Genomic DNA, 22,773 nt, shown 5'->3' with positions numbered 1-22,773 from the left:
AACTTATTGTCTTCATACTAGAAGTTTACCGCCAGCGCCTCAAGCTACATGGTTCATCAAAAGTAGAGGATGTGATTAGCCCCACTTTAATATCGGCCATTGTTGGGGCTGAGCGTATTGGATGAGGCGCGTGCATGGGTTGACCAAATAGGTGAAATCGGCGTGTAGACACAAAGGTAAATCATTGATCGAGTCAGTGAAAAAATGCACTTGACCCACGTATTGTGGGCGCTTAGCTAGCCATTCATTTAAGCGAGTGACTTTACCGTCTCGGTAGGTGGGTGTCCCCAAAATATGCGTGGTGTAATGGTTGTTCTCTATGACCATATCGATACCCATCGCCTCTGCAACGCCTATTTTACGGGCGACAGCTTTAACCAAAAAACTGACCGACGCCGAAATAATGAGCATTTGAATACGCTCGTCTGTTAACTGTTTAATGAGTGCTTTGGCTTGAGGAAATAGCCTAGGTATGATGCGTGTAGCGACACAATCGTCCGCCAAGCGCTGGACTTGCTCTGTGGGCAGGGTGAGCAAAGGTTGCATCGCAAAATCGAGGTAATCTTCCATGTCCATTTCACCGCTGGCATAGCGTGACATGATCAGCCTATCCTGCGCGACAAAATCAGGGTCGCTCGCTATGCCCTTATCGGCCAAATATTCGCTCCAAATCATTGCGCAGTCGCCGTCAATCAATGTGTCGTCCATATCAAAAACGTATAGAGGTGTCGGCATCTATTTAGGCTCTCACAGGTTGTATTTCGTTAAGGTTAAACAGTAATTCTAGCTGACTGCCAGTGGCAAATAATCGCTCTGACGAACGATTGAGTAAATCGACCGTGAGCTCGCAGCCTCGCACATCCACATGGTAGCGAATGACATTACCCAGTAATTGGTGATGCTTGATGGTGCCATGTTGCGGCGCAGAAACATGGGCACCATAGCTCCGCCCAGCTTCCTTGACGTAGATGGATTCGGGGCGAATAGCCACTTTCCAAGCCGTGTCTATGTTAAACAACTGCTTGGCGGTGGCCGCCTCTACTAAATTGTAATGGCCCATAAAACCAGCCACAAACTCATTGGCTGGCTGAGTATAAATGCTTTCTGGGGAGCCTTGCTGAACGATTTCACCTTGGTGCATTAAAAAAATACGATCAGAGAGAATCATCGCCTCTTCTTGATCATGGGTTACAAATACGGTGGTGAGATTGAGCTCTTTTTGAATATCACGGATCTGCTGGCGCAAGTGTTTGCGAATTTTGGCATCCAGTGCTGAAAGGGGTTCATCAAGTAGCAAAATACGCGGCTTGACCACTAAGGCGCGAGCTAAAGCGACGCGTTGGCGCTGCCCACCCGAGAGCTGGTTGGGATAGTGTTTTTCTTTCCCTATCAGCGAAACCAGTTCGACCACTTTTTGTACTTCGCGCGCGATGTAAGCTCTGTCTTGCCCTTGCATTTTGAGGCCAAAAGCGATGTTTTCAGCCACCGTCATATTCGGAAACAGAGCGTAGGATTGAAACACCATGCCAATGCCGCGTTGCTGTGGTGTTTGGTTAGTGATGTTTTCACCGTTGACCCAAATTTCGCCGTCATCGACGGGATTTAAGCCAGCCAAACTGCGCAATAAGGTCGATTTCCCGCAGCCGCTCGGACCAAGTAGCGTGACAAATTCCCCTTGCTCAATGGAAAATTCAATCCCTTCAAAAACGGTATTGTTGCCAAAGCGTTTGGTGAGGTTGGCGACGTGGACGTAATCAGAGCGAGAGGTTGTGTGGGTCGTGGAATTCATTGAGTGGATCCTCGGCTAAAACGACTGGCGAGCCAAGTCAGTAAAAAGATAAACAGGAAGTAAGTCATCACTAACGCGGAGGTGAAGTGACCACTAGTCTGACGCATGTTGTAGAGATAAATCTGCAAGGTTTCATAGCGCGTGCCGACCAGAATGTTCGCAAATACAAACTCGCCAAGTAGAAAAGAAAAGGATAGAAACAGCGAAGCCATCAACCCTTTTCTAATGTTTGGCAGTACGATCAGTAAAAAAGCACGGCTGGTGCTTGCGCCGAGCAGGTGCGCGGCGTCCATGAGATCGTGCAGATGGATCGCCTCAAAACTGTTGGCAATTGCACGGTACATAAACGGCAGCGCAATGGTGAAATAAGTGCCAATCAAAATCCAAGGTGTACCCACAATTGGAAATTGGCTATCGGCGTACAGTTGCAGTAATCCAACTGAAGAGACCACAGGCGGTACCGCAAAAGGGATTAAAATCAGCAGGTTCATCACTTTATCGAGACGAGGGAAATAGTAAAACACCACGAAGATCGCCGGAATAATCAAAACCGCGCTGAGTGTCAGAGAAGCGATGCCAATCAGCAATGAGCGGCCAAATGCATCGAGAAAGCGAGGGTCGGTCAGCAGTTTGAGATACCAGTCAAAGGTGAAGCCATCGGGTAAAATCGTTGCGCCCCAGCGTGAAGAAAAGGAATAAACCAAGGTGGCCAAAATGGGCAGCAACATCACTCCCACGATGGAATAGACCACACTTTTATGAAAGGTGATTTTATCAAGGGTAGGATTAGCGTTTTGCATGGGTGTTCCTTGCGCTATAGCTTTTCGCAATTAGCCACTGATTGATCACAGTAATGAAGGCTAAAATTAGCATCAATACTATGGAAATGGCGGCGGCTAAATTGGGCTCTAAGAACAGATCTCCCGCCACTAAACTGGCAATGCGTACCGTAATGACGTTGTAGTTGCCGGATGTGAGTGCGTAGACGCTGGCATACGCGCCCATCGCATTGGCGATTAGGATAATCAAGGTGCCGAGTAGGGCTGGTGAAAGCACAGGCAAGGCGATTTTCTGCCAATATTGCCATCCGTTGGCACCCAGAGTAGATGCCGCCGCTTGCCAGTCATCACTGAGTGCATCAAATGCAGGGTAGAGCAGCAGCACGCCAAGAGGGATCTGAAAGTAGATATACATCGCCAGCAGTCCCCATTTGCCGTACAGGTTGAACTCTTCAATCAAACCGTATTGCTTTAGCAGCAAAGTTAGTGCGCCGTTGACCCCAAGAATAATAATGAAAGCGAATGCCAAAGGGACGCCCGCAAAATTACTGCTCATATTGGTAAAGGCGATCACACCATCGCGCAGCTTGCCATCGACTCGGCGTAAGGAGGCGACCAACATTGCCGCAATCGCAAGGCCCGCGACGCTGGACCATATGGCGAGCCACAAACTATTGCCCAGCCCTTGTAAAATAAAGGATGAGCTGAAGATTTCGCGATAATGGTCTAGTGACCATTGATCGTCAGAGATAAAGCTGTTGAACAAAACCCACAGCATGGGGGCGAGCTGAAATAAGTAGAAAAACAGCGCAAAAGGAGTAAGCCATAACGCAGGTTTGAGTTTGCGTGCCCAGTGCGTTGATTGGCTCAGCACGGCGCTAGGCTTGCTAATAACTTGGCTACTGCTCATGCTAAGCACTCCGCAGAAAAGGGCTTATTGTGATCAAGATTAAGCAGTTGGCAGCACAGGCCGCAGAGCTCAGTTTGTTTGATCTCACAAGCTTGGTGCGAAAATTGATCGCCCAATACAAACAGCGGGACGTTGCGCTCTTCGGTTAATATTCCGCCGTGTGACTTGTCATTGTTCATGCCGTGATCGCTGGTCACCATCACTTGGTAGCCATCGTTTAGCCAGCTTTCTAAAAAGTGAGATAACAGCGCATCGGCCATGCGTGCACTATTACGATACTGTCCTGAATCAAGGCCAAACTTATGTCCAGCATCATCGATATTCATTGGATGGATCAGTAAAAAATCAGGCTGATGAGTACGACGTAAGTATTCGGCGTCTAAAAACAGTGCTTCATCGGGATAGTGATCCCAGTGATAAAAACAGCCATGCTGAATATTGAGTGTTTTATCACAGGTAAAACGATCGCGCGTTGCATCAAAAGGCGCGCGGTTATAGAGCTCGCTGACCCAATGATACGCCGCTGCGGCTGTTGTCAGCCCTTGATCTTTTGCCAAACTGAAGATGGATTGATGATGTGAAAGGCGCACAATGTGGTTATGAACAATGCCGCTTTCGACAGGCTTTACGCCAGTGAGTAGACATTCATACAAAGGACGCGATAGCGAAGGCAATTCACATTGTAGGGAGTATAAGGTTGCTCTTTGCTGCTCAATTAAGCCGTTTAAGTAGCCCATGCAATCACGGGCTACGGAATAATTGAGTCCATCAAGAACAACAAGGATCACCTTATTGTTCATGGTTACCTCTTACTGCTGGTGGATAATGACATTTTCTTGCCATTGACGTGGCAATTGGCGAGCTGATTTTTCCCAAGCATTAAAGTCGCTAATTGGGCTCACGTTCTGGTATTGATCGTTAGCAATCAATTTGCTTTGTACCGCAGCAGGCAGTGCAACGTTGCTGCGGATCGGGCGAGCATAGCCTTGTGCAAGGTTGATTTGGCCTTGATCGCTAAAGATGTATTCACGTGCTAGCTTGGCCGCATTTGGGTTTTTGGCGTATTTATTGATGATGGTGGTGTAGCCGGAAATCACAGAACCATCTTGCGGAATGTTAACGGTAAAGCGGTTACGGTCAATTTGGTCACGGTAACTTAGAGCGTTGAAATCCCACAATACGGCCACTTCAACTTCACCTTTTTCGAGGTTAGCGATACTTGGGTCTGTAAATGATAAGCGCCCTTGCTTGGCGAGTTTGGCAAAAAATTCGATTGCCGGATCGAGGTTCTTTTCACTGCCACCATGAGCAAAAGCAGCGGCTAGTACGGCATTATTTGCTTGCGCGGCAACACCGACATTACCAATACTGATTTTGTAATCGCCTTTGAGCAAATCGTTCCACGTTTTTGGCGCATTCTTGACTAGATTATTGTTCGAGATAAATGAAATGGTGCCCGTATAAGCCAGAGCCCAGTGGCCATCTTTATCTTTGGCCCAGTCCGGGATCTCATTCCAAGTGCTCGGTTTGTACGCTTGAGTTACGCCTTTTTTCACCGCCACGCGAGCAAATGCAAAGCCAACATCACCGATATCGGCGGTCGCATTTTTCTTTTCGGCTTCAAACTTGGCAATTTCTTGCGCTGAGCTCATATCCGTATCTTGGTGTTTTAGGCCATAAATCTTACCTAAATCGCTCCACGTATCTTGCCAGTTAGCCCAACTGCCGGGCATACCAATGCTGTACACTTGGCCTTCTTGTTTCGCTGCGTTGATCAAAGATTGTAAATCAGCCTCTTTAGCAAAAGCCGAAGTTGAAAGAGTCAGCGCAAGTGCTGTGGCAGTCGTTGCGCGGGTAAATAAGGTTTTCATTGTCGCTATCCTTCTGGACTAGGTCAGTAAGTTCGATTTTTATCCTAGGGAAGAACTGTGACGTTTTCGGTGTAGTTATTTGACATTTTTGATGATTTTCTATTGCACTTTTATTTCAAATTCAATCAATTAGCCTGTCATAAATTTGTTATCTGCCTTAAGTAGTCTAAAAGACGTTTATTCACTCTGTATAATATTGGACTAGGTCACGCATGAGATTTCGCAGCCCTTTGCCAGTGGCAAATGCTCCTTTAGAAAAGACCCAACTTGGTAACATTAAAGGCACCCTTCGTGAGCAAATTTGCAGTGGGATGCTGAGCGACAGACAAAAACTGCCATCTGAACGTGAATTGAGTGAATTGTTTAATACAACGCGCATTACAATTAAAGACGCTTTGGTTTCACTGGAAACCGAAGGGTTGATTTACCGAGAAGAGCGGCGTGGTTGGTTTGTCTCTCCGGCGCGAATTCATTATAACCCGCTATCGCGTTGCCACTTCCACCAGATGATCCGCGAGCAGCACCGAATCGCAGAAACTAAGCTAGTTGCGGTACGCAGCGTGATGGCTTCTCGTGAGTATGCAAGAGCGATGGATATTGACCGAATTACGCCCATTCATATTATTGAACGGTTGCGCTCGATTGACGGGCGAGCGGTACTGTTTGTCGAAAACTGCCTGATTGCGCAGTGGTTTCCAAAGATATTAGAGGAAAATTTAACCGCTTCGTTAACGCATCTCTATCAGCAAAAATACGGTTACATCACCACGCGCTCTCGTTTTGAAGTAATCCCTACGGCTGCACCTCTTCATGTGGCAAAAGCCCTTAACTTGGCTGCTGGCCAATCTGTAATGAAAATTTGTCGAGTTAATTACAAACAAGATGGCGAGATCATGGACTGTGAATTTGAGTACTGGCGGCCAGATTCAGTCCTGATCCGTATCGACAGTTGTGATGGAGAATGAATAGCTTTAGACTCGGCGCAACCTTTTTCACCCTGCTAGTCGTTTATGAATTTTTCTAAGCTTAACTTAAGCGCCCCTTTGATGGCTGCGCTGCCTGCGTCGCGACACACGGCGACCAAAATCCAACAATTGGCTATTCCAGCCGTACTTTCTGGGCAAGATGTGCTTGCCTTCGCGCAGACGGGCAGTGGTAAAACGTTAGCTTATGGTTTGCCTTTACTGCAACGGATTGAAGTTAATACTCTTGAAATTCAATCGGTTGTCATTGCTCCTACCCGTGAATTAGCACAACAAGTCAGCCAAGAGCTGAGTACCGTGGCAAGCAAAATGGGCATTAGCTTATGCACTTTATGCGGGGGAGTGGCCCAAGAAGAGCAGCTTGCGCAGTTGGCCAAATTACCGCATTTAATCGTCGCGACACCGGGCCGCTTGCTTGATTTACTCACACAGCAACTGATCTCATTGGAGTCGATGCACTGTGTGGTGTTAGATGAAGCTGACAGACTGTTAGAGATGGGGTTTTGGCCGGATGTACAACGCCTGCTCAGTTTTATGCCCCAAACCAAACAAACGTTGTTGTTTTCCGCCACACTCGCCGCCGATCTCGAACAGGTGGCATTGGCCGTGTTAAATAACCCGGTAAAGATAGAGGCGAATCAAGCCAATAAAGTGGTGGAAGAAATTGAAGAGCAGCTCTACCTTGTGAATAAGGGCAGTAAAGCACAAGCATTAATTGCTCTGATTAAACAGCGGGCTGGGCAGCAAGTATTAGTGTTCATTAGCGCTCGTGATAGTGCTGACGCGGTCGCGAAAAAATTACTCAAAGCGGGTATTCGTGCGGCAGCTTTGCATGGTGAAAAAGATCAAGTTATTCGCGAGAAAACGTTAGCCGATTTCAAAGCGAATCAAGTGGATGTACTGGTGGCCACCGATTTACTGGCGCGTGGTATTCACATTGACGCGCTGCCAGTGGTGATCAATTTTGATTTACCGCCTAGTGCGCCAGTTTATATTCACCGCGTTGGCCGCACAGCGCGTGCTGGTCAAGGTGGTGTGGCGATTTCGCTGGTCTGCCATGGTGAAAGCCAAGTTCTGGAGGCAATCCGCAGCTTAACGCAGCGCGCTTTACCGCTGGAGGCGTTGACCGATTTTCCAGTGACAGACCAACCGACCAGCGGTGAACCGAAGCGCAAACCGCGTGATAAGCAAGCCAACCGCCGCAGTGCTCAAAAGCGCAGCGTGAAGCAGTTTCAACAGAAAACAAGCCATTAAGTAGCTCAATATACGCATGCTATTGTGCGTTTTGATGGAGTAAGGAAACTAAGTGACTCAGGAAATTTATGCATTTATTACGATTGAAATGGCACATTAATCGAGTTTATGTGTAAATTTTTAGAAGCTTATTGTGAACAACCTATCATTATTGGACTAAATCAAGAAAATGCAGTATTCATTTTCATGAGATTATATTCACAATTTTAGAATCATTTCGAGGATAAATATTCTTTAATCCACGTTATTAACACGATTGTGGATAATTAGTCGTTAATCAATCATTATCAATATAAGCGATGACTTTCTAGTCAAATAATATTTTAATGTATGTCACATTTACTGAAATTTTTTTAACTTACCATTTCGCCACTTTGATTGTTTTATCAAAAAACACTTATTAAATATAAATACATATTTCTACCAATAATAGGATAAATTTCGATATGGCTGCCGATATTGTAAAGGTTTCAAGAAACACAGAAAATGCACCTATATGTTCTGTCTCCACACAAACTGTCGCTTTTTCTCATTATAATAATATTTCAGCACAACTACCGATAGATCCTAAAACAGGTGAAATTGTTATTGGTTGTATAAATGACCAAACAAAACAATGTCTGAATAATATACAGTCTATCGTAGAAAGTATTGGTCACGTTATGGATGATGTGGTCAAAATGAATATTTTTGTAAAGAATATTTCAGATATTGATGCCATCAAAAAAGTATACCCCACTTTTTTTCAGGGGCCGCTTCCTACAGTGACCATAGCGGCGGTTACGGCTTTACCTGTCAGTGATGCTTTAGTGCAAATTGATGCTCTTATTTCAAACGGTGAAGGCACTGCTCCACAAGCGCCTTGTGAGCTCATAAAAGTGTCAAGGAATACTGAACATGCACCTCAAGGTCTATACTCTCAAACCGCGGCCTTCTCTCATTATAATAACCTCTCGGCTCAATTGCCGATTGAACCTAAAACGGGAGAAATAGTACAAGGCGGTATTAAAGAACAGAGTAAACAGTGTTTGAATAATATTAATGCTATCTTAGAAAGTATTGGTCATACGATGGCTGATATCGTTAAAACAACGATATTTCTTAAAAATATATCTGATGCAGAAGCCATCAATGAAGTCTGTGGACAATTTTTCCCAAGTTATGTGCCTGCGCGAAGCCTAGTTAGTGTTGCTGACTTGCCTATGAATGCATTGGTGCAAATTGATGTTGTTGTGTCACATGGTGATGGTACACCGCCACAGCTTCCTGAAGATGCTCGCTTACTTGTGATTGAAGAAAATAATACCGTGAATGCACCTGAAGTCGACTATTCCAACTCTGTTGCTTTTTCTCATTATAATCATATTTCAGGTCAGTTACCTTTATCTCCAAAAAATAATGAAGTTGTTGCTGGTGGAATAAAAGAACAAGTTAAGCAGTGTTTAGAAAATATAAAGAATATTGTAGAAAGTGTTGAGCATGTTATGGATGATATTGTTAAAGTCAATATTCAAATAAAAAACATGGATGACATTAATATTGTCAATGAAGTTTACACAACCTTCTTTAACCATGAGCTACCTGCGAGAACCGTGATTGGTGTTTCAGAGCTGCCTATGGATGCGTTAATACAAATTGACGCTGTGGTTTCTAATTGTGAAGGTACGCCACCTAAACATTAACGAATATTTCTTATTGATTAAACAAGGGGGTATCAATGATACCCCTTGTTACTTGTTAGCTATCTGTAATTGCAATACCAATATCACGCTGTTTAGTTATGGCAATCGAAATCAAACAGGCGGCGTATGAAAAACCGATCAATTACTGTTTTTCAGGGCCGTTAAAACGTGATGTAGTGAGGGGACCACTTGGTGTCCAAGCGCCAAAACCTCCTCACTGGGTTCGACGAGATCAGGAATTTGGTAGGTGATCATATTCGCACTCACGGCGGATCGCACGCCGTTATTAGAATCTTCAAAGGCTAAGCATTGGGTCGGTTCAGCGCCAAGACGTTGCGCAGCGAGTAGATAAATCTCAGGATCGGGTTTGCCATGTGTCACTTCACAACCGGTTGTGAACGAGTCAAAATATTGCTCAAGGCCTGAAAGGCGCAGCTTAATTTGTGCCACGTCTTTTTGGGTTGATGTTGCGACAGCAGTAGGAACACGATTGGCTTTTAACCATTGTAATAACTCGATAACCCCTTCTTTCACTGGGATCGCCTGGTGTTTCACCACGGCATCGTAACGTTTACGCCACTCCGTATGTAATACCGGATAGTCTAATTCTGGCCCGTAGCCTGCGCGCAGTGCTTGTTCAATGCCTGCCGCATTGCGACCAATAGCCGAGAGATAAACCTCTTTTAAAAATGGGACGCCAACTGCGTGGCAAGCTTGTTCGAATATAGTAAGGCAGACACGTTCCGTGTCGAGTAACAGTCCATCCATATCAAAAATGGCAGCTTGAAATTTCATAAGTACAACTTTAGGCGAGTGAAATGGAGTGGGCTATTTTCACATAAGTCGACCTATGGAGGCGATCTTTTTCCTGCACTTTTTCTTTTTCTCATACTTCAATAAAATCAGCCAATTATAAGCGCTAGTTTGTTAGCAATGAGTTATGCTTAATGTGAAAACCTTGTTGCGAGAAGAGGGGGGGAAGCAATTTGAATAGTGCATTTGTACAACAGTGGATGCCGGGTTTACACCAACTGAAAGACTATGAAACTCGCTGGTTGATGGATGACGTACGTGCGGCGCTTTCTGTGGTTGCGGTTGCACTGCCTGTCGCGATAGCGTACGCGCAGCTCACTGGAGTAAGCGCGATTGTCGGCTTATATTCCTGCGTATTGCCGATGTTGGTTTACGCGATTTTTGGCACGTCTAGGCAGTTGATCTTAGGCCCAGACGCGGCAACTTGCGCAGTGATTGCGGCGGTAGTGACACCGCTGGCGATGGGCGATCCTCTCAAACACTGGCAGTTGGTCATGACAATGACGGCAATGACTGGTGTATGGTGTTTGCTGGCCAGTCGTTTCAAACTCGGTATTTTAGCCGATTTTCTCTCTCGCCCTATTCTACTTGGGTTGTTAAACGGTGTTGCTCTGACCATTATCGTGGGTCAATTTGCTAAAGTGTTTGGGCTGAAATATGAGCAGCAATATCTACTAGAGCGTATCGTGGAAGCGCCATCCTTGCTGATTGATTTGCATTGGCAAACCTTATTGATAAGTGCGCTGACAGTGGTGGTTTATTTTCTGTGTAAGCGTGTCAGGCCCAATTGGCCAGCAGCGATGTTGGCTATCATCGCTGCTGCATTTTGGGTGTGGTTTTTTGGCGCTGAACATCTTGGCGTTAAAGTCGTTGGTTTAATCCAAGGTGGGTTACCGATATTCCAAACCCCTCTATTTGATCTAGGGGTGAGCCGTGAATTAGTCATGCCCGCTTTGAACTTAGCGATGGTGAGCTTTGTCAGTATGATGCTCACTGCGCGCAGTTTTGCGGCAAAAAATGGTTACGATATTGACGCCGACAAAGAGTTTCGCGCGCTTGGCTTAGCTAATATTGCTTCTGCATTTTCACAAGGTTTTGCCATCAGTGGGGCGGATTCACGTACGGCGGTGAATGACGCTAATGGTGGGAAATCGCAATTAGTTTCGATTATTGCAGCGATTGTGATTGGATTTGTCGCGATTGTGGCGTATCAGCCACTACAATACATTCCGATTGCTGCATTGGGGGTGGTGTTGATTATCGCGTCTATCTCGTTGCTGGATCTGAAAGGGATTTGGAGTTTACACAAGCGTGATAAAGACGCCTTTTATTTGGCAAGCTTAACCTTCATCGCTGTATTGGTCATTGGCGTTATCCCCGGCATCACTCTTGCGGTATTACTGGGTCTGTTCCAATTTTTACGCACCGTGATGCGGCCAAGTGATCAAACATTGGGTTTGGATGATAAAGGAACGATTCGCACGATTGATACGTCAGCGAAGGCGAAACCAATACCGGGTTTGGTGATTTATCGTTTCAACTCTCCGCTGACTTATTTCAATGCGCCTTACTTTAAACGTCGTATTTTATTTCACACTGAATCGGCGGGCATGAGTGTGGGGTGCGTGATTATTGATGCGGTGTCGAGTTTTACCCATTTAGATTTAAGCGTCATGGCGATGTTATCGGACGTGCAAAGCATTCTGAAAAAACGAGGCATTCGTTTAGTGCTAGCGGGGCGTAAACGCAGTTTGAGAAAATGGTGTGAAATCGCTGGAATTTCAACGGGTGATGGCGGCGTGGTGATTCGTGCGGACATGTATTTAGCCATTAAGCTAAGTGGATGTTACCAACACGCTGTAGAAGAAGGGCAAGTTCCACCAGTACAAAAAGAGCCGCAAAAGGATATTGAAGGTGAAATTGCGGCTGCTATTTAAAATGAGGTTGGCTCTCGTTAATAATATTGGTTCTCGTTAATAAAATATAAAGAGCTCTTGAGTATCGAAAAGATGTAAGAAATCCCATTCAATCATGATGCTTTCCTTTTTATGTGATGAGAGCGAGTGCTCGGCCTTTTGCTAAACGGTTAGTGCCTGTTTGGATAAGCATAGGTGAGCGTTATGCATTAGGCAAAATGGTACGGGTTATTAATCTAATATAGGTAGCCTATGGATATGGTGGTTTTCGACGCTAGGCGTAGCTTGTAGGCAGGTAAACAGTTCGCTGTACTTGAGCGGCTAGTTTCCGATGAAACTGTAGCATTTCACCTTCACTGCATGGCTGCCAAGTTAAGGCCTTGCCGACCACACCGTGATGTTGGAAGGCGTTGAGCCGAATGTTGACGTTCGCAGGCAACTGGTTAATCAGATGCGCCACTTCGGTAATTTCAGTCTCTAAATCACTTTTGTCCGGTATATGTAGCAGTCGCACTTCGTGCAGTTTATTCAGTGTAGCGAGGTGGAAAATAGTGCGTATCACTCTATGGTTACTGCGTCCGGTTAGCCACCGATGCGTTTCCTCTTGCCAAGCTTTTAAATCGATCATTGCGCCATCCACATAGGGCGATATTTTGTCCCATCCCGATTCTGATAGTGAGCCATTACTATCAATAAAACAGCTGAGATGTTTCAATTCTTCATCACGTTTGATGGCTTTGAAAAGAGCGATGATAAACGGAAGTTGTAGGGTTGCTTCCCCTCCTGAAATGGTAATACCGGCTAAGAAATAATGATTTCGGCGAATAAGTTCCACGAGTTGTTCAACACTGTAGTGATGAATTTTGGGGTTTGATTGGTGCATGCAGTGCTCAATACAGCGATCGCAGTGAGTGCATTTATTCGCTAGCCATTCGACTTGCTGGTCAGCATTGAGGCGCAGTGCTTGCGATGGGCAGGTTGTTACACAATCACCGCAATGGTGACAGTGACGAATCGTATGTGGGTTATGGCAAGACAAGCAATTGAAGTTGCAACCTTGCATAAAAATGACCAGTCGGTTGCCCGGGCCATCAACGCAGGAGAAAGTCAGCACTCGGCTGACTTTTGCTCGGAGCGGCTGTTTTTTACTCACCATTAGTTTAGCTGACAGAGTTTGGTTGATAAGCCGGTTGCATTTCATGGCTAACCACGCGTGCTTTTCGCTTGAGCACGGCCGTGTTTTTGGCCGCTTCTGCCCCAAGAAATGTGGTGTTGGTGCGTGATCCGCGCTGCTCAAATTGCGCTATTTCAGACAGTTTCACCATGTAACCCGTAATGCGAACTAAATCGTTCGAAGCCACGTTGGCCGTAAATTCGCGATAGCCCGAGTGGAGGGCTCCTTTACATAGGTTGAACATCGCTTCTGGGTTGACCTTTATGGTTTCATCCAGAGTTAGAATATCGCTGATACCAGAGGTGTAATATTGATGATGTCCAGCCGTTGCTTGCACATATTCAATCGGGTTGGGTTCGGTACCATAAGGGATGCGCACGCCCGGAGTGACATCAAGATCAAGGCTAATACCACCTTGCGCGTGCAGTAAAGCACGGCCGTTGAAGCCATATTTGACTGGTGAGTTTTGTACAATGTCGGCCAGCTTGGCGGAAATGGCGATGCCTAATTGGTTGGCGATATCATCATGGCCATAACGAGCGTTACTCTGCTCCTTTTCCAGTAATAGATTAACGGCTTCAGCCATGCCATAAATGCCAAACATCGGTGCGAAACGAGATTCTTCAATCAACCCTTCTTGAGTCAGAAAACCTTCAAAAAAATGAGATTGTTGGTGCAGATGAGCAGCTCGAACATCCATCAGCTCAATCATATATTGGCTGTAAGTGGGTAGAATCTGATCGAAAAATGTTTGGCGGTCACAGGCTTTTTTCGCGGCCTCTTTTAAATTCATTCTGACCAAAGTATTGCAGCCACCCGCTAAAGGAAGCGAGTTGTAGCAACTGACGATACCAAAACCTTGCTCGCCATAGGCGGTGGCATGAATCGGATAGTTGGCGATGTGCGGTTTACTACATTGACAGATATTATCGGTCGCTTGTCGCAGTAAATCCTCAGGAGTGATAGAAGAGTCATACATGAAGGTAAGGTTGGGAGCGATCTGTTTCAGTTCAGCATCGACACGTAAAATAGTACGACAAATAATATTGTCGCTCGGGCCGATGTTGGCGTGCATGAAAGCATCGGGCAGAGTACGATCAAGCATGATCCAAAACAGCTTCAATTTTTGATAAATCAACGCTTCGCTCAGTTCGCCCACATAGGGCAATAACACGCTATCCAATTGCCCCAAATAGACAGGAATAGAGGTCACTGAAGGCACGTGATGGTACAAAATGGTCAGCATATTGAGTGCTTCATCAAAATTACTGGCAGGCGAAAGCTCTAAATACTCACTGCCTTGTGCTAAAAATTTTGCGTAGTTAGGCAACACGTAACGTGGTTTAAAAGGGGCATGGCCTTCAAACATATCGCAGATAATGCCTTGTTCCATTGCTCGAGCCAACTCAGGAGAGAGTTTCAGATAGGGCAAGCTTGCTTCGGCCTCTAGCGCAAGGAAGTGTGACTTTTGTTTGGGCGAGAGGTGTGCGTCAGTGACAATGGCGTGGAAGCGTTGCTGTGTATCGAGTGAATGGCGCATGAATTAAACCCTTATATTATTGTGGTTTAATCCTAATGTGCTTGGTTACTTTTCACTATTGATAATACATCAAGTAGTCATTTCCATAATGGAAATAAAAACGCCACTTCGTTATCGTCGAAGTGGCGTCATCAGGAACCTAAGGTTAGGCGTATTGCGCTTCGATTTGGTTCGATTTTAGATAAGCAGGGTGAGTGGCGAGCTGCTCTAAGTAACGTTCAATATTCGGGAAGTGAGTAATCGCTCCGTTGGTCAGCAATATTTCAGCAATGAATGACATCATGAAATCAGCGCCAGTGAGTTGATCGGCCACTAAGTAGCGTTTACCCGCTAAACACTGATCAAAATAACTCATCACTTTGGCCGTTTCGCTTTCTGCATAGCCACCAAGGAAATTGGTTTGGCAGCCATCTTTGGCAACAAACATCTTTAATAGCAGCGGCAATATGGCAGAGCTTTCCGCAAAGTGGAGCCATTGCTGATATTGCACATATTCCACGCTGCCACGCTGAGGCGCAAAGTGTTGACCGTATTTTTCTATCAAGTAATCGGTAATGGCGCCAGATTCAGCAATCACCAAGCCATTGTCTTCAATCACAGGTGACTTACCTAACGGATGCACGCTTTTTAGCTCGGGCGGTGCCAGAAAGGTCACGCTATCACGTTGATATGGAACCACTTGATACTCAACCCCGAGCTCTTCAAGTAACCAGATTATGCGCTTAGAGCGTGATTTATTTAGATGGTGAAGTTTGATCATTATGTGGTCCTTATTAAAGTGGTTGGTTGATTTGGATAACCAGTTTGCCAAAGTTTTTGCCTTCCAATAGACCAATAAAGGCTTGTGGTGCGTTTTCTAAACCGTCAATCAGTTGCTCGCGGTATTTCACTTTCCCTTCGCTTAGCCATTGAGTCATATCAGTAGCAAATTCGTTATAGCGATGGCCGTAGTCATCAAAAATAATGAAACCTTGCATGCGGATTCGTTTGGTAAGCAAGGTGCCCATCAGCATAGAGAGACGATCAGGTCCTTCAGGCAGCGACGTTGCATTGTATTGAGAAATCAAACCACACAGCGGAACTCGCGCTGCTGTGTTAAGCAGAGGTAAAACCGCATCAAATACTTTGCCACCGACATTTTCGTAGTAAACGTCAATCCCTTGAGCACATGTTTTAGCCAATTGCTCTGCAAAATCGTCAGCTTTGTGATCAATACATTCATCAAAACCTAATACTTCTTTAGCGTAACGACATTTTTCCTCACCGCCAGCAATGCCCACCACATGGCAGCCTTTGATTTTAGCAATTTGACCAACCGTTGCCCCTACGGGGCCAGTGGCTGCGGCGACTACCACAGTTTCACCTTGCTTCGGTTGGCCTATGTCTAGCAAACCCATATAAGCGGTAAAACCGGGCATTCCCATTATGCCTAGTGCGTATGAGGGTGAGGTTGGATTTTTACCGAGTTTGAGTAAACCTTCGCCGTTAGAAATAGCGTAATCCTGCCATCCGGTATAAGCGAGTACCCACTCACCTTGCTCAAATTTTGGGTGGTTTGATACTTCCACTTGACACACGGTCCCGCCTACCATGACATCATCAATCGCGACAGGATCGGCGTACGATTTAGCGTCACTCATGCGGCCGCGCATGTAGGGGTCAAGTGAAAGATAAACACTACGCAGCAGCACTTCACCAGCGGCAGGTGTTGGTTTAGGCGCATGTTCTAAGCGAAAGTTAGCAGGCGTTGGTGCACCGACAGGGCGTGAAGCGAGTACAATGCGGCGGTTAGTTTGTTCAGTCATTGGAGAGTCCTTTATTATTTTAAATTAGACCAGTCGTCTAGTTTGGGTTTCAAAAAAACCGCTATCGAAATAGCGGGTGAATCTTAACTAGGGCACTGGCCTTGCAAAATGTGTTCGGTGCTCGTAAGCGCTTGTGCAAGCCCTTGGTTATCTTGACGCAGTTTACTGAGCAAACTTGCGCCGAGCCAAAGGTTATAAAGCAATTCTGCGGTTTGCTGGCTGTGTTGTACGTGAATGGAGCCGTCGTCGATCCCTTGCTGGATACATTTTCCGACCGCCTCAATAATGCTATCTGCACCTTTAAGTAAAGCAATACGCATCGCGTCAGACAAGTCTGAAACTTCAGCGCTTAATTTCACCACCAAGCAGCGCTGTGCGTTACATAAGCCATTGCTCTGCTCATACCAACATTGCCAATAATGCATCAAGTGTTGATAGGCGTTTCCTTCTTCTTGGTCAAAAAGGGCATTAATCCGTACTAAATAGTGCTGAAAATAGTCCGTAATCAGTGCCTCGCCAAATTGCTCTTTTGACTTAAAGTAGTGATAGAAAGAGCCTTTGGGCACATCAGCGGTTTTTAATAATTCAGACAAGCCTACGCTGGTGAAGCCTTTGGTTACGACAAGTTGGTAACCGACCTCAAGGATGTGTTGGCGAGTATCATGGGTTTTTGTATTCATGGACGGCACTATAATTTAAATTAGACCAGTCGTCTAGTTTTGTTTGTTCATATTGTATTTGTGCTACTGGCTATGGTTGCTGAATGATAGAAATGGACACTTCCTCCTTGAAGTGTCGCACTATTATTTATCTTTTAATGAGTGAGAGATGAGACTATTTTTCTGTCTTTAGCGTATCCGATGGCCAAATGAGGTTTTGCCCATTGCTGAGTTCAGCTTGAATACTCAAGGCTGGAACTATTTCCTTATCCTCTTTTTTATATGGCTGCGTAGAGAAATTGGCGGTAATTTTACTGCCATCACCAAAGGTTGTTTGTTGTACCATCCCTTGTTCATCAAGCCATTTAAAATCGACTAAAGGTTGGTTCCACACGACTTCATGGATTGGTGCAAACCCTTGCTGATAACGGCGTAATGCGTTAACTCGTGCGCTGTTAGGCGTCGCTTCATCACGGCTAAGGTGAATCATCGCTGGGGTGTTATACAGCATGGCGATTAAATCTCGCTCCGCTTGCACGTTGGAAAACTTCACGCTGTCGTTGTGCCAGTGGTGACTGTTGATCACCTCATCATGGAACACGGTCTGATAGAGAGGGATACGGTATTGCGGTGCAAATAACAGTGTTTTGTACGGCTCTTTGACTTGCGCGGGTTTAAAGAAAAAATCTGGGCTCGTTGTTGGGAACCATGCTCCAAGAAAGTAAGGCGATTGGCGGTTAGTTTTCATATCAGGATCTGTCCAGCCAAATCCTACCGTTTCTAAACCATGAGCAAAAGAGAGCCCTTGTGTCGTCAGGCTGTTACCATCTTCAGAGCCGAGAACCACATTCTGTTCATTAGCTATCCAGCGCATGCGTTGATTGAATGCCTCCAGCATCGCGCTTTCTTTCATTCCTTGGCCCTCTTGGTATGAGTAATCTTCACGGGCCATTCCGGTCCCATCCACATCAAGAAACAGGCTGTTAAAGCGGCCATATTTTAAAATTGCCTCAATGCGTTGCTGCACAAAGCCCAATTGGCAGGCTGGGTTAAGATAAAAGCCGTTGCCACGAAACCCTTTTTGTTTTTTGCCGTCGGCGTTTTCTATCGAACATTGCTCACGCATTGCATCCGGTAGCTGCGCGGTAAGCCAACCATCGTTGATGCCTTTTGCAATGGCGGTATTGTAGGAGTCGTACACCCCAACTAAGTAGCCAGCCTGTTTTGCTTGATCAACCACTTGTGGCTGGTAAAAGGCGGGCATCCAATTATCCAAACCTAGCCAGAGGTGCTGCAAACCAGCTGAGCTGAGTGCGTCAATCATGGATGTCGATAGCCCCTGTCCCCAAGTGCTGGCATCACGTAGAAACGGTAGTTTCTGCTCTGCGAGCCATGCTTTTCGTGCCTGAGCGGCTTGGTATTGGCTAGCTATCCCTGCTTCTTGGGTTGAAGGTTGCTCTTTTATCCAAGCATTGAGCGAGCGGTTCACTTCGTCAATCAACAACCGTTTGTTGTAGTTGTTGAAAAAATCTTTTCCTTTAACGAGTGGCTTAAGCTCTTTGAGCGCTTCGTTTGATGCTACCCACTGGGGCTGCTTAAAATACCATTCTTTAAGTGCCCAGAAATCAGTCACATCTTGTTTGGACACTAAGTCTTGGCCAAACAAGTAGACATGGCTTGCGCCGATAAGCTGTTTTATGGCTGGGTTTTGCTGCGCTTTTTGTTCGAGCGTTTGTGATAACCCATTCTCTTTTCGCCACTGACGGTAGCGTTTGGCACCATCTAGTGGTGAGTTGCCAAGGGAGATTTCCACCTCAAAAGGCTCATCTTTATTGAGCACAGTGAAAGCGTGCGTGGCTTGCATGTCCAGCTTGTTTTGCTTGGCGCTAAAATTGAGTTTGTTGTTGGTGGCGGTATTGAGTTGGTAGCTCACATACTGCTCATTGCCAGCTTCTACACTCCAAAATGGCATTTTGAGATCTTGGGTGGTATTGCTGGCAGAGCGTTCCGCTATGAGGTAGTTCACCCACTGTGGGTTATCAGTTGGAATCCGCATTCCTTCACTAAAAGGAAGAATGAGCGTTTTGCTTTGCTGCTCAGGCAGTTCAAACCACTGCACGGTTAACGGTTTAGCACGAGAGATCTTACTCTCAGCGCTCGCGGTAATCGACAGCTTCAATGTTTGTTGTAAATTGGCCTCAACCTTTAACTGGCTAGGAACAAGCAGCCAAGAGGCGTGATGTTGATTATCTTGTTGCAGTTGGCTGACCTGCTGTGGCTGGCCGTTAACGGTTAGCTGGCCTTGGTTAACGGTTAGCTGGCCTTGGTTAACGGTTAGCTGGCCTTGGTTAATGGTTAGCTGGGCATTTTGCTGCCAATCAATAGCAAAATTTTGTGGCTCTATTTGCACGGTTTGGTTTTGATTATGCAGTGTAATTGACGCTGGTTGTGATTGGCTAGCCAACGCCAAAAGTGGCGTACAGGTGATCAATAAAGAACAAAGTGGTTTATACATGGTTTGTCATTTCCAGTGTGTCTCGGTGTGTTGATTACATAAGAAATCGACAACTCAATTGTCACCCTGATGTCTTCATTGAGCCTGATTTGGCAGAGTCAAACGTTGTACATATTCCACTTTGATTGCTCCTTGATACTCGATAGTTTTGATCAGAGTACTGAGCCATTTAGCCGAGCTGGGGGATGAGCTTGGTTTGTCCAATAATTGCTGAGTATTACTTATTGCTACCATATCTTGCTGCTTGATTAACTGAAATTGGTCGTCAAACCATTGCCAAGCAAGGCTTGTTGGGGGGCAGTTTGTCAATGCTATGGGGGACTCAAGTGCTAGTGGGTAACCACCGTTGGGAGAGGCGGATTGCAACCATGTGGAGCCAAAAGGCATGGTAAGAACTAACCAATAGTGCTGTTTGTCGAGTGTCAGTCGATAAACGCCATCTTGCGGAGCAAAGAGCAGTTCTGGGCTTTCTAATTCTATATAAGGGGCTGATGACGTTACTTGGCTCTGTGAGATGAGCAAGCTATTGTCAGGGCCAAGAAGTTCAACCTGACTAGGCAGCTCTGCTCCTTCCATTGATAATTTGAACTGGTAACCTTGCTGCATCACGTTGGTTTTTTTTTGTATCGAGACTTTGATCAGCGCCGCATTTGGTACCACATCGCTTAAGAGCTGTTGGCCACATTGGGTTTGTTCAATAATGGCATGCTTGACGCTTGCCCAGTGTTGCGTGGCAATGGTTTGGTTATTGAGTGCGAGGATCAACTCTTGCCAGGCAAGCTGTGGCTGATGGTTCGCTAAAGCGCGATAGGTTGATTGCAGTGGTGTTGCCATAAACCAATCATCACTCACGGCGTGGCTTGGACTAACGACGAACAGTACAAACAGCCAAAGGTTACGCATTGGACACCTCGACTAAACGATACCCAACGCCACGAACGGTTTCGATATTGAGTGAGGGTAACTGCTGCCTCAGCTGTAAAACATGATTATCGACGGTTCGAGTTGAGGGAAAGGCTTGGTAGCCCCACACTTTATTGAGTAGTTCATCACGGTGAAAAACACGTCCTTGATTTTGAACCAGCAGCAGTAATAGCTGAAACTGTTTCGGTTTTAGCGTCATCAACTGCTCACCTAAGGTAACGCTGCGCTTTGAGAGATCAATGGCAATGTCAGCGTAGGAAAGCAAGCTTTCTCCTAATGGTCGCAGTTGCGCTTGAATTCGCGCCAGTAATTCTTGTTGCGAAAATGGTTTAGTGACGTAGTCTTTCGCCCCCGCCATCAGACCTGCTATTTTTTGCTCAACCTCGATTTTGGCCGTCAGGATGATCACTGGCACGGCTTTGGCCATTAGCCATTGAGGTAGATGATCCAAGCTGTCTCCTTGAGCCAGTTGTCTATCTAAAATCACCAAATCGGCGCGAAACCATGCTTTTTTGACTTGTGAGAGCTGCTGTACCCACAAACAATCAAAACCTTGCTGTAGCAAGTAATCATGCAAACCTTGCCCGAGTAGAGGATCATCTTCGACCAATAACAGTGTGTTCATAATGGTAATTCCAATTGGCAGCGAGTGGGGTGGGCTTTACACGTCAGTTTGCCGCCCATTTTAAGCATCAAATGGCTCACAAGACGGAGCCCAATCCCCATATTGGAAGCCGTGCGAGAACGGGAAAATAGCCGTTTTAGACGAGAGGGAAACTCGCCTTCATCGCTAACGCAAAGCCGCAGTTGAGTGTCAGTCACGCTGGCCGTTATTGAGATTGTCCCTTGACCATGTTGCTTGGCATTACGGATCAAGTTATCCAAACAAATCCCAAGCCAGTAATACGGTAGTGTGAGCTCGATATCTTGTGTCAGTTCATAGCTGAGTTCGTGTTTCGCTACGCAGTGATCTAACCAATCTGAGAGATAAGCGGTTTGACATTGAAACGGCTCATTTGGGTCGCTACTCAAAAATCCTTTACTGGTCTGAGCAAGCTGAGCTAAACGTTGGTGATCGGCCAGTAAGCGGCCGAATGTATCTTGGGCTGGCTCTGGCAGAGTATCAAATTGCTGGCGAAACTGCTCAACGGTCAAGCCAAGACTGGTGATAGGGGTGCGTAGTTCATGCGTTAGCAACTGTAAAATAAAGCGTTTTTCTTTGGCTTGTTGGCGGCGTAACCAGAGCGTCCTACTCAGCGTTGCCGCGAGCAACAGCAGTAATATGACCGATAACCACAGTGAGATATGGGGTTTTTCTTGGCTAGAGACACACAGATTACTGTAGCGTAATTGGCAACTTTGAGTAGCCGCTGTGATGGCCGACAATACCAATTGCTGATCGAGCGCGACTTTTTTCCATTGCAATGCGCTCAGTACGCGAATACCGAAATCGCCACTGATCCATAGTCGTTGTTGACGGTCAATATAAGCGCGATAACCGCTGACCAAGGCATCTCGCCCTGCCGTTTCTAAATCGGTAAAAAAGTTGTACAGCGGATGCTGAGGGTCAGAGAGAGTCGTGTAGGGCTGTAGCTCGGCGCTTTGCTCGGCCGTTATGTTATGAGTAGAAAAAGCTAAGTATCGCTCTGCGTAGCTCCCGCCTACAGGATGCAGAAACGGAGCAGTCTTAAACCAACGGATGGGCAATTCATCGCCTTGGCATAAAGCGAGTTCAAACGACGCTGCTTTTTGCAATTCAGGGCGTGATGCCAAGGTTTTTGATAAACCGGGCGACAGTGCGCACTGTGAGGCTATCGCTTTGAGCTCGGTTATGGTTTGCCATGAATAACGGGAAAAATCAGGATAGGCGCTGGCGCTGAGCAGAAGATCGACAGGGTATGAGTTAATACTTTGCAATGGCAAGGCTCGCGCAGCCGATAGCGATTCGGCTTGGCGTAGAAAATGCTGCCAACGATCTTGCAGCGTTTGCTCTTGCCCGTGTGCTAGGTTTGATTGTCCTAGCACTGCGGTGAGTGTGATCAAAAGGTACAGCAGCCGTGTTCTCAACGTTAAGCACTTAGAAAAAGGTTCGCATTCACGAAATTATAGCTGTGCTAAGTCAGGATTTGTCACCTCAATGTCACTAAAGCGGAATGTCG

General features: G+C 46.0%; 20 protein-coding genes. 4 read left to right on the top strand and 16 right to left on the bottom strand.

The genetic code is table 11. The features are described from left to right. Positions 1–75 precede the first annotated feature (75 nt). The 6 genes from AACR75_RS04040 to AACR75_RS04015 are packed head-to-tail and all read right to left on the bottom strand — an operon-like array spanning position 76 to position 5,349. Positions 76–735: an HAD family hydrolase gene (locus tag AACR75_RS04040; RefSeq protein ID WP_047687604.1), complete on the bottom strand. Its 660-nt coding sequence runs from the start codon at positions 733–735 to the stop codon at positions 76–78. Between the two features lie 4 nt (positions 736–739). Further along, positions 740–1,789: an ABC transporter ATP-binding protein gene (locus tag AACR75_RS04035; protein ID WP_017046834.1), complete on the bottom strand. Its 1,050-nt coding sequence runs from the start codon at positions 1,787–1,789 to the stop codon at positions 740–742. Continuing rightward, positions 1,786–2,589, bottom strand: coding sequence for an ABC transporter permease (locus AACR75_RS04030; protein WP_010318639.1), 804 nt, complete (start codon positions 2,587–2,589; stop codon positions 1,786–1,788). Before AACR75_RS04030 ends, AACR75_RS04035 begins: the two co-directional genes overlap by 4 nt. Further along, positions 2,576–3,478 (bottom strand): ABC transporter permease, encoded by a 903-nt coding sequence (locus AACR75_RS04025; RefSeq protein WP_047687602.1) that lies wholly within the window; start codon positions 3,476–3,478, stop codon positions 2,576–2,578. The genes AACR75_RS04030 and AACR75_RS04025 overlap by 14 nt, the downstream gene beginning before the upstream one ends. Then, positions 3,475–4,278: an alkaline phosphatase family protein gene (locus AACR75_RS04020; RefSeq protein ID WP_047687600.1), complete on the bottom strand. Its 804-nt coding sequence runs from the start codon at positions 4,276–4,278 to the stop codon at positions 3,475–3,477. The genes AACR75_RS04025 and AACR75_RS04020 overlap by 4 nt, the downstream gene beginning before the upstream one ends. A 9-nt stretch (positions 4,279–4,287) precedes the next feature. Continuing rightward, positions 4,288–5,349, bottom strand: a complete 1,062-nt coding sequence (locus AACR75_RS04015; RefSeq protein ID WP_047687599.1) for an ABC transporter substrate-binding protein — start codon at positions 5,347–5,349, stop codon at positions 4,288–4,290. 212 nt (positions 5,350–5,561) lie between these two features. Here AACR75_RS04015 and AACR75_RS04010 point away from each other — a divergent pair, with 212 nt between their 5' ends. From AACR75_RS04010 to AACR75_RS04000, 3 genes are all read left to right on the top strand, one after another. Beyond that, complete coding sequence (locus AACR75_RS04010; RefSeq protein WP_017046832.1) at positions 5,562–6,314, top strand: UTRA domain-containing protein; 753 nt, start codon at positions 5,562–5,564, stop codon at positions 6,312–6,314. A gap of 45 nt (positions 6,315–6,359) precedes the next feature. Further along, positions 6,360–7,586, top strand: a complete 1,227-nt coding sequence (locus AACR75_RS04005) for a DEAD/DEAH box helicase (RefSeq protein ID WP_047687597.1) — start codon at positions 6,360–6,362, stop codon at positions 7,584–7,586. A gap of 446 nt (positions 7,587–8,032) precedes the next feature. Beyond that, complete coding sequence (locus AACR75_RS04000) at positions 8,033–9,268, top strand: RidA family protein (protein ID WP_047687595.1); 1,236 nt, start codon at positions 8,033–8,035, stop codon at positions 9,266–9,268. Between the two features lie 138 nt (positions 9,269–9,406). Here AACR75_RS04000 and AACR75_RS03995 read toward each other — a convergent pair whose 3' ends face one another. Then, entirely contained in the window at positions 9,407–10,063 is a 657-nt protein-coding gene (locus AACR75_RS03995; RefSeq protein WP_017044984.1) for an HAD family hydrolase, read from the bottom strand. A 218-nt stretch (positions 10,064–10,281) separates the two neighbouring features. On the opposite strand from AACR75_RS03995, the gene AACR75_RS03990 reads away from it, so the two are divergent. Beyond that, positions 10,282–12,018, top strand: a complete 1,737-nt coding sequence (locus AACR75_RS03990) for a SulP family inorganic anion transporter (protein ID WP_050934249.1) — start codon at positions 10,282–10,284, stop codon at positions 12,016–12,018. Between the two features lie 253 nt (positions 12,019–12,271). On the opposite strand, the gene AACR75_RS03985 is transcribed toward AACR75_RS03990, so the two are convergent. The 9 genes from AACR75_RS03985 to AACR75_RS03945 all read right to left on the bottom strand — a co-directional run bounded on the left by AACR75_RS03985 (position 12,272) and on the right by AACR75_RS03945 (position 22,681). After that, positions 12,272–13,153 carry a YjjW family glycine radical enzyme activase gene (locus AACR75_RS03985; protein ID WP_047687691.1) on the bottom strand — a complete coding sequence of 294 codons (882 nt, stop codon included), beginning with the start codon at positions 13,151–13,153 and terminating at the stop codon, positions 12,272–12,274. A gap of 4 nt (positions 13,154–13,157) precedes the next feature. Continuing rightward, complete coding sequence (locus tag AACR75_RS03980) at positions 13,158–14,711, bottom strand: YjjI family glycine radical enzyme (protein ID WP_047687593.1); 1,554 nt, start codon at positions 14,709–14,711, stop codon at positions 13,158–13,160. Positions 14,712–14,856: 145 nt separating this feature from the next. Further along, positions 14,857–15,471 carry a glutathione S-transferase family protein gene (locus tag AACR75_RS03975; RefSeq protein ID WP_010319179.1) on the bottom strand — a complete coding sequence of 205 codons (615 nt, stop codon included), beginning with the start codon at positions 15,469–15,471 and terminating at the stop codon, positions 14,857–14,859. Between the two features lie 13 nt (positions 15,472–15,484). Continuing rightward, complete coding sequence (locus AACR75_RS03970) at positions 15,485–16,516, bottom strand: NADP-dependent oxidoreductase (protein ID WP_047687590.1); 1,032 nt, start codon at positions 16,514–16,516, stop codon at positions 15,485–15,487. Between the two features lie 83 nt (positions 16,517–16,599). Continuing rightward, positions 16,600–17,196 carry a TetR/AcrR family transcriptional regulator gene (locus tag AACR75_RS03965; protein WP_038148298.1) on the bottom strand — a complete coding sequence of 199 codons (597 nt, stop codon included), beginning with the start codon at positions 17,194–17,196 and terminating at the stop codon, positions 16,600–16,602. 154 nt (positions 17,197–17,350) lie between these two features. Beyond that, on the bottom strand, positions 17,351–19,690 hold the full coding sequence (locus tag AACR75_RS03960; protein ID WP_047687588.1) for a glycoside hydrolase: 2,340 nt from the start codon (positions 19,688–19,690) through the stop codon (positions 17,351–17,353). 75 nt (positions 19,691–19,765) lie between these two features. Then, positions 19,766–20,593 carry a DUF2861 family protein gene (locus tag AACR75_RS03955; RefSeq protein ID WP_047687585.1) on the bottom strand — a complete coding sequence of 276 codons (828 nt, stop codon included), beginning with the start codon at positions 20,591–20,593 and terminating at the stop codon, positions 19,766–19,768. Then, the gene (locus AACR75_RS03950) at positions 20,586–21,239 is read right to left on the bottom strand and encodes a response regulator transcription factor (protein WP_013868288.1); all 654 of its coding nucleotides are present in this window, start codon (positions 21,237–21,239) and stop codon (positions 20,586–20,588) included. The genes AACR75_RS03955 and AACR75_RS03950 overlap by 8 nt, the downstream gene beginning before the upstream one ends. Beyond that, complete coding sequence (locus AACR75_RS03945) at positions 21,236–22,681, bottom strand: ATP-binding protein (RefSeq protein ID WP_047687583.1); 1,446 nt, start codon at positions 22,679–22,681, stop codon at positions 21,236–21,238. The genes AACR75_RS03950 and AACR75_RS03945 overlap by 4 nt, the downstream gene beginning before the upstream one ends. Positions 22,682–22,773 lie beyond the last annotated feature (92 nt).

Source organism: Vibrio sp. ZOR0018, assembly GCF_963865925.1.
In the GTDB taxonomy this organism is placed as follows: Bacteria; Pseudomonadota; Gammaproteobacteria; order Enterobacterales; family Vibrionaceae; genus Vibrio; species Vibrio anguillarum.
The sequence above is the reverse complement of the archived record's forward strand: the minus strand, read 5'-3'. Positions and strand labels throughout refer to the sequence as shown.

Coding starts and splice junctions, on each gene's coding strand:
- AACR75_RS04000 (WP_047687595.1), top strand. CDS start 8,033: ATGGCTGCCGATATTGTAAAGGTTTCAAGAAACACAGAAAATGCACCT.
- AACR75_RS04030 (WP_010318639.1), bottom strand. CDS start 2,589: ATGCAAAACGCTAATCCTACCCTTGATAAAATCACCTTTCATAAAAGT.
- AACR75_RS03965 (WP_038148298.1), bottom strand. CDS start 17,196: ATGAATACAAAAACCCATGATACTCGCCAACACATCCTTGAGGTCGGT.
- AACR75_RS03975 (WP_010319179.1), bottom strand. CDS start 15,471: ATGATCAAACTTCACCATCTAAATAAATCACGCTCTAAGCGCATAATC.
- AACR75_RS03990 (WP_050934249.1), top strand. CDS start 10,282: ATGCCGGGTTTACACCAACTGAAAGACTATGAAACTCGCTGGTTGATG.
- AACR75_RS04035 (WP_017046834.1), bottom strand. CDS start 1,789: ATGAATTCCACGACCCACACAACCTCTCGCTCTGATTACGTCCACGTC.
- AACR75_RS03955 (WP_047687585.1), bottom strand. CDS start 20,593: ATGCGTAACCTTTGGCTGTTTGTACTGTTCGTCGTTAGTCCAAGCCAC.
- AACR75_RS04005 (WP_047687597.1), top strand. CDS start 6,360: ATGAATTTTTCTAAGCTTAACTTAAGCGCCCCTTTGATGGCTGCGCTG.
- AACR75_RS04020 (WP_047687600.1), bottom strand. CDS start 4,278: ATGAACAATAAGGTGATCCTTGTTGTTCTTGATGGACTCAATTATTCC.
- AACR75_RS04015 (WP_047687599.1), bottom strand. CDS start 5,349: ATGAAAACCTTATTTACCCGCGCAACGACTGCCACAGCACTTGCGCTG.
- AACR75_RS03950 (WP_013868288.1), bottom strand. CDS start 21,239: ATGAACACACTGTTATTGGTCGAAGATGATCCTCTACTCGGGCAAGGT.
- AACR75_RS04025 (WP_047687602.1), bottom strand. CDS start 3,478: ATGAGCAGTAGCCAAGTTATTAGCAAGCCTAGCGCCGTGCTGAGCCAA.
- AACR75_RS03980 (WP_047687593.1), bottom strand. CDS start 14,711: ATGCGCCATTCACTCGATACACAGCAACGCTTCCACGCCATTGTCACT.
- AACR75_RS03970 (WP_047687590.1), bottom strand. CDS start 16,516: ATGACTGAACAAACTAACCGCCGCATTGTACTCGCTTCACGCCCTGTC.
- AACR75_RS03995 (WP_017044984.1), bottom strand. CDS start 10,063: ATGAAATTTCAAGCTGCCATTTTTGATATGGATGGACTGTTACTCGAC.
- AACR75_RS04040 (WP_047687604.1), bottom strand. CDS start 735: ATGCCGACACCTCTATACGTTTTTGATATGGACGACACATTGATTGAC.
- AACR75_RS04010 (WP_017046832.1), top strand. CDS start 5,562: ATGAGATTTCGCAGCCCTTTGCCAGTGGCAAATGCTCCTTTAGAAAAG.
- AACR75_RS03985 (WP_047687691.1), bottom strand. CDS start 13,153: ATGGTGAGTAAAAAACAGCCGCTCCGAGCAAAAGTCAGCCGAGTGCTG.
- AACR75_RS03960 (WP_047687588.1), bottom strand. CDS start 19,690: ATGTATAAACCACTTTGTTCTTTATTGATCACCTGTACGCCACTTTTG.